Source organism: Streptomyces sp. NPDC058092 (assembly GCF_042884935.1).
Lineage (GTDB): Bacteria > Actinomycetota > Actinomycetes > Streptomycetales > Streptomycetaceae > Streptomyces.
Window position 1 is genome coordinate 319,521 of record NZ_JBHVSY010000003.1, and the last position, 6,247, is coordinate 325,767.

6 protein-coding genes are annotated in these 6,247 nt (G+C 69.3%); 1 reads left to right on the top strand and 5 read right to left on the bottom strand.

From position 1 onward, the window contains the following. Nucleotides 1-34 precede the first annotated feature (34 nt). From ACFVV1_RS07625 to ACFVV1_RS07635, 3 genes are all read right to left on the bottom strand, one after another. Nucleotides 35-1,156, bottom strand: coding sequence for an LLM class flavin-dependent oxidoreductase (locus ACFVV1_RS07625; RefSeq protein WP_389985956.1), 1,122 nt, complete (start codon nt 1,154-1,156; stop codon nt 35-37). 120 nt (nt 1,157-1,276) lie between these two features. Next, nucleotides 1,277-2,074 (bottom strand): SDR family NAD(P)-dependent oxidoreductase, encoded by a 798-nt coding sequence (locus ACFVV1_RS07630; RefSeq protein ID WP_389985959.1) that lies wholly within the window; start codon nt 2,072-2,074, stop codon nt 1,277-1,279. 10 nt (nt 2,075-2,084) lie between these two features. Continuing rightward, nucleotides 2,085-2,993 (bottom strand): TIGR03619 family F420-dependent LLM class oxidoreductase, encoded by a 909-nt coding sequence (locus tag ACFVV1_RS07635; protein ID WP_389986381.1) that lies wholly within the window; start codon nt 2,991-2,993, stop codon nt 2,085-2,087. A 352-nt stretch (nt 2,994-3,345) separates the two neighbouring features. On the opposite strand from ACFVV1_RS07635, the gene ACFVV1_RS07640 reads away from it, so the two are divergent. Beyond that, on the top strand, nt 3,346-3,840 hold the full coding sequence (locus ACFVV1_RS07640) for a hypothetical protein (RefSeq protein WP_389986383.1): 495 nt from the start codon (nt 3,346-3,348) through the stop codon (nt 3,838-3,840). Nucleotides 3,841-3,922: 82 nt separating this feature from the next. Here ACFVV1_RS07640 and ACFVV1_RS07645 read toward each other — a convergent pair whose 3' ends face one another. Further along, a complete protein-coding gene (locus ACFVV1_RS07645) occupies nt 3,923-4,744 on the bottom strand; it encodes a M23 family metallopeptidase (protein ID WP_389985962.1) in 822 nt (273 codons plus the stop codon). A 243-nt stretch (nt 4,745-4,987) separates the two neighbouring features. Then, complete coding sequence (locus tag ACFVV1_RS07650) at nt 4,988-5,158, bottom strand: hypothetical protein (protein WP_389985965.1); 171 nt, start codon at nt 5,156-5,158, stop codon at nt 4,988-4,990. Between the last annotated feature and the right edge of the window lie 1,089 nt (nt 5,159-6,247).

Consider the following 6,247-nt stretch of genomic DNA (forward strand, 5'->3'; position numbering starts at 1 on the left):
GCGGGGGTCCGGGGGCAGCGCCCCCGAAACCCCCCTACGCCGCGCCCCGGAACCGCGAGGTCCGATGCACCGGATCCGTATCGATCTCCGGAATCACGTGCTCCCCGATCAGCCTGATCGAGTTCAGCGTGTCCTCACGGCTCATCCCCACCGGCAGCCCGAAGCTCAGCTGATCCGCCCCCGCCTGCTCCCACCGCTTGCACTGCCGCAGCACCTCGTCGGGATCGCCGCAGATCATCAGCTCCTCGGCGATCAGGAGCTCGATGATCTCCTCGGAGTACTCCGGCAGCAGCTCGGGCCACTCCGGTATGCCCTCGGGCCGGGGGAACGTGTCGTGGTAGCGGAACAGCAGCGACTGCAGGTAGTTCAGCCCGCCGCCCACCGCGATCTCGACGGCCTTCGCGTGCGTCTCGGCGCAGATGGCCGTGGAGGTGACCATGACGTTGTCGTTGACGAAGTCCCCGACGGGTTCGGCCTCCTTGACCGCCGTCTTGTAGGACTCGACGACCCACTCCATGTCGGAGACCTTCTGCACACTGAAGCCCAGCACGCCGAGCCCCTTCTTCCCCGCCATCGCGTACGAGGACGGCGACCCGGCCGCGTACCACATCGCCGGGTGCGACTTCCCGTACGGCTTGGGCAGGATCTTGCGCGGCGGCAGCGACCAGTGCTTGCCCTGGAAGCCGACGTACTCGTCCTGGAGCCACATCTTGGGGAACTCGGCGATGGTCTCTTCCCAGAGTTCCTTGGTGTGGTTCATGTCGGTGATGCCCGGCATGAAGCCCAGGATCTCGTGGCTGCCGGCCCCGCGCCCGGAGCCGAATTCGAAGCGGCCCTCGGAGAGGTGGTCGAGCATGGCGACCTTCTCGGCCACCTTCACCGGGTGGTTGACGGGGGCGAGCGGGTTGAAGATCCCGGATCCGAGGTGGATCCGGTCGGTGGCGTGCGCGAGGTAGCCCAGGTACACATCGTTGGCCGAGAGATGCGAGTACTCCTCCAGGAAGTGATGCTCGGAGGCCCAGGCGTACTTGAAGCCGGACTTGTCCGCCTGGATGACGTACTCGGTCTCCTCGATCAGCGCCTTGTGCTCTGCCCCGGGGTCGGTCCTGGCTCGCGCGGCGGGCACGTACCCCTGTACAAAGAGCCCGAATTCCAAGGGGGTTCACCGTCCTCAATCGTTTCTGACGCCTCGTCAGTTCGTGATGCGTCCGACTGTTCCACCGGCACCCGCACCCGTCAATACCTGACGCACCGTCAGGTAAGGCGACGAGGCCGCTCAGAACAGGCTGACGCCCGCCAGCCAGCCCCCGTCGATGACGAACGGCTGCCCGGTGATGTACGAGGAGTCGTCCGAGGTCAGGAAGAGCGCCAGCGCCGCCACCTCCTCCGGCCGCCCGATCCGCCCCAGCGGCACGAGCTTCCGGTACAGCTCGGCCACCGCCGCCCTGGACTCCTCCGGGTCCGCGGTCGGGTCCAGCGCCGCCGGGTTGGTCATCGCGGTGTCCACGGCCCCGGGGCACAGCGCGTTGACCCGTATCTTCTTTGCCGCCAGCTCCACCGCCGCCACCTTGGTCAGCCCGAGCACCGCGTGCTTGGTGGCGGCGTACGCGCCCACGAACGCCATGCCCGTGAGCCCGGTGTACGAGGCCGTGTTGACGATGGTCCCGCCGCCCGCGGCCTCGATCTCGGGCGCGACGTTCTTGATCCCGAGGAACGCGCCCACCTGGTTCACCTGCACCACCTGCTGGAACTCCTCCAGCGGCGTGGCCACCAGCTCGTTGAACCGGAGGATCCCCGCGTTGTTGACCAGCCCGTCGATCCTCCCGAAGGCGTCCTTCGCCGCGGCGACGGCGGCCTGCCAGTCCTCCTCCCGGCTCACATCCAGATGGACGAACCGGGCGACGTCCTCCCCCAGTTCCTCCCTCATCTCCTTGGCCAGCGCCTCCCCCTGCTCGTCGAGCACATCGGCGATCACCACCCGCGCGCCCTCCGCCGCGAAGAGCCGCGCCTCCTGCTCGCCCTGCCCGCGCGCCGCACCGCTGATCAGTACGGTGCGCCCGTCCAGCTTGCCCATGACCTGACTCCTACCTGTCGAGATGGGGTGCGACCTCGGCGGCGAACGCCGTCATCTGGTCGGTCAGTTCGCTACGGCTCCGGCTGCGGAACCGCACCTGGATCTGGTGAACGCCCATGGCCCCGTACGCGCGCAGCGACTCGGCGAGGGCCTCCGGCTTTCCGGCGAGGGTGCGGCGTCCCACGGACCACTCCGGCTCACCGACGTACAGCGGCTCGGTGATCGCACCGATGACGATCGGGTCCTCGATCCCGGCCGCCTCGCGCAGCTCCTTCAGCCGGGCGATCTGCGCGGGCAGCTTCTCCCGCGGATCGCCCTGCGGCAGCCAGCCGTCGCCCCGCACCGCGGCCCGGCGCACGGCGGCGGGCGAGGAGCCGCCCACCCAGAGCGGCACCCGTTCCTGGGCCGGCCGCGGCAGCTGCCCGAGCCCGGCGAAGGAGAACCGTTCCCCCGCGAACTCGGGGTACTCCTCGGGACCCAGCGCCGTCTTCAGCGCGTCGATGGTCTCGTCGAGGACCCCGCCCCGCCCGTCGAAGTCCGCCCCGAGCGCCTGGAACTCCTCCGGTACGTGCCCGGCTCCGACACCGAGGATCAGCCGACCGCCACAGAGGTGGTCGAGGGTGGCGTACTGCTTGGCGGTGGCCAGCGGGTGCCGCAGGCCGACGACGGCGACATGGCTCATCAGCAGGACGCGCTCGGTGATCCCGGCGAGAAAGGAGAGAGTGGCGACCGGGTCGTACCAGACGGTACCCATGACCCCGGCGAGCCGCCGCGGGATCGCGACGTGGTCACAGCTCGCCAGGTAGGCGAAGCCGGTACGGTCCGCGGTGCGGGCGATCTCGGCGAGATCGACGGGGCCGGCCGCGGCCTCCCACCCCTCGGCATAGATGGTGCTCTGCGACTGGACCGGGAGCTGCATCCCGTACGGCAGCGGCCCGGTGAGCGGTATCGGCACCGAACGGCCTCCTTCCCGCTTGTATCTGACGCGTCGTCACTCGACGGGCGCGGGGGCCATCGTCGTACCTGACGCCACATCAGACAAGGGGCGGGAGCGGGCGACCCGGTGCACCGCGACAGGAGGCAACCGTCGCCGTCCCCTCCGCTCGCCGCGCTCGCGGGCCGGGGAAACGGACGTCCACTTCGATGCCCCGGCTTTCACTCGATGGGTGACACGCGGGGTGCGGGCGGTTGGGCAGGATCACCGCGCCTGAACCGCCCACGTCCAGGCAGTTTCTCGTCCATGCAAAGAGAAGGAGCACGTCTTGAAGCGCATGGGACTTCTGTCCGCCCGCACACTCATCACCGCAGCCGCTTCGGTCCTGCTGGTGGCCGGCAGCGCGCAGGCCGCCGCACCGGCGAAGTACGCGACGCACGCGGAGGCCGCGGCCGTCCTCAAGAAGGCGGGAGTGACCTCGACGTCCAGCGGAAACTGTTCCGACTGGAACAAGAAGTCGTGCACGTCGTTCACCCGGATCAACAAGGCGTCCGTCGCCGGTGTCATCGCCTTCAAGAAGGCCAGCGGCTGCAAGGTGATCATCACCGGAGGGACCGAGGTGGGCCACGCCTCCGGTACGTACAGCCATCGCAACGGATACAAGACGGATATCTCCACCAAGGTTGCGTGTGTCAACACCTACATCACGCACAAGTTCGCCAAGGCGGGGAAGCGCAGCGACGGCGCCGCCCTGTACAAGTCCCCGGCCGGAAACGTGTACGCGAACGAAGGCAGCCACTGGGACATCACGCACTACAACAGCAAGGCGTAGCACTTCCCGCCCTGACGTGACGCGACGTCCGTCCGTCCGACATCGCCAGGCGGACGGACGTCGCCGCGCACCGGTCGGCCGGTCAGCAGTCCGGGATCACGGTTCCGTTGTTGTCCCGGGCCTCGTCATTGCCCCAGCGGGACAGGTAGTACGCCGAGACGTACGCGCCGCGCCCGTCCTTGCCCGCGTACACCGTGTCCAGGTCCGTCTTCAGCCACCAGTGGTTGTAGCTGGAGCCCGAGCCGACCTGGGCACCCCACACCTTGCAGTAGACGTAGTTCGTGCCGGCGTTCAGCACGCCCTGGGCGTCGGCCGTGTTGGGCGCCGCGTAGCCCGTGGCGTTGGCGAAGGTGTCGACCCAGTACTTACCGCCTCCGCCGCCTCCGCAGCCGTTGTCGCTGGTCAGGTACTTGCTGTAGTACGAGCCGGGGTACGGGGCCAGCGACTGCCCGTTGATCGCGATGGTCTGGCCCACGCCGTTGTACAGCTGCTCGTAGTGGATGTGGGCGCCGCTGCTGTTGCCGGTGGAGCCGGTGACGCCGATCTGCTGGCCCTGGGAGACGGAGGCGCCGTCGGCGACGGAGTACGAGGCGAGGTGGAAGTAGTACGTCTGCCAGCCGCCGCCGTGGTCGATGGCGATGTAGTTGCCCGCGCCGCTGGGCTGGGAGTAACGGTGGGCGGTCCCGCCGGACGAGGCGAGGACCGGGGTCCCGGCCGTGGTGCCGCCGTCAGTGCGGACGAAGTCGAGGGCCGATCTGACCTCTGCCGAGTGGTGGCTGTAGGTCCAGGTCTGGCCGCAGGGGAACGGTGCCTTGAAGTTCGGGGCCGCGGCGGCGGGGGTCGCGGTGAGCAGCCCCGCGACGAGGGCCATCAGTCCCAGCAGGGCGATACGTATCGAGCGCATGCGCATGCGCGGTCATCCTCCGAGTCGATTCCGAGTGGAGTACCGAGGTACGGGGGGAGAGCCTTCCGGGTTGAACGGACCCAAGAGTGCCGGAAGTTCGATCGCCCCGTAAGACCTGTGGAGCTCGGCGGAGACGACATGGAGCTGCCGCAGCAGAAGACCTTCATCTGCTGCGGCAGCGGCCACGGGAGCTGTCTTGAACCCTAAGCGGGTTCCTGTCCATTCCCCTTCGAACTAGTCACCTCACGGAGCGCTGGCCGGAATGCAGACCGCGTACGACTGGACGGTCTGCGCGCCGGCACCGTTGTTGTACGCGGAGACGTGCCAGGTGTTGGTCGCGGTGTCCGGGTAGCTCGCGGTCCAGTGGATCTCGTCGTTCTGATTCTGGTTCAGGGCGCCTCCCCCGGTCAGCACGGTCCCGGCCGGGCACACAGCATTGATGTCCTGGACGCTGCTGCCGGCGGGGATGAGCGTGGCGGGGCTGGTGGCGGTCTGAGACGGACCAACAGGTCCCGTCGCGCCGGTGGCACCCGTGGCACCGGTCGGGCCCGCAGGACCAGTCGAACCGGTCGCACCATCAGCACCGTTGGTACCAGCCGCACCCGTGGCACCGGTCGGGCCCGCAGGCCCGGTCGCACCATCAGCACCATTGGTACCAGCCGCACCCGTCGGACCCACAGGACCCGTCGCACCGGTCGCACCATCAGCACCGTTGGTACCAGCCGCACCCGTGGCACCGGTCGGGCCCGCAGGCCCAGTCGCACCATCAGCACCATTGGTACCAGCCGCACCCGTGGCACCCGTGGCACCGGTCGGGCCCGCCGGACCCGTCGAACCGGTCGCACCATCAGCACCGTTGGTACCAGCCGCACCCGTGGCACCCGTGGCACCCGTCACGCCCTGCAGACCCGTCGCACCGGTCGGACCCGTCGCACCGGTCGCACCATCAGTACCGTTGGTACCAGCCGCACCCGTGGCACCCGTGGCACCGGTCACGCCCTGCAGACCCGTCGCACCCGTCGCACCGGTCGGACCCGTCGCACCGGTCGCACCATCAGTACCGTTGGTACCAGCCGCACCCGTGGCACCCGTGGCACCCGTGGCACCGGTCACGCCCTGCAGACCCGTCGCACCGGTCGGACCCGTCGCACCGGTCGCACCATCAGTACCGTTGGTACCAGCCGCACCCGTGGCACCCGTGGCACCGGTCACGCCCTGCAGACCCGTCGCACCCGTCGCACCGGTCGGACCCGTCGCACCGGTCGCACCATCAGTACCGTTGGTACCAGCCGCACCCGTGGCACCCGTGGCACCCGTGGCACCGGTCACGCCCTGCAGACCCGTCGCACCGGTCGGACCCGTCGCACCGGTCGCACCATCAGTACCGTTGGTACCAGCCGCACCCGTGGCACCCGTGGCACCGGTCACGCCCTGCAGACCCGTCGCACCCGTCGGACCCGCGGGACCGGTCGCACCGGTGGCGCCATTGGCACCGGACGCACC

What these genes read in the sequence shown, in the direction of transcription:
- ACFVV1_RS07630 (WP_389985959.1), bottom strand. Translation starts at nt 2,074, where the DNA reads ATGGGCAAGCTGGACGGGCGCACCGTACTGATCAGCGGTGCGGCGCGC.
- ACFVV1_RS07635 (WP_389986381.1), bottom strand. Translation starts at nt 2,993, where the DNA reads ATGCAGCTCCCGGTCCAGTCGCAGAGCACCATCTATGCCGAGGGGTGG.
- ACFVV1_RS07640 (WP_389986383.1), top strand. Translation starts at nt 3,346, where the DNA reads ATGGGACTTCTGTCCGCCCGCACACTCATCACCGCAGCCGCTTCGGTC.
- ACFVV1_RS07645 (WP_389985962.1), bottom strand. Translation starts at nt 4,744, where the DNA reads ATGCGCTCGATACGTATCGCCCTGCTGGGACTGATGGCCCTCGTCGCG.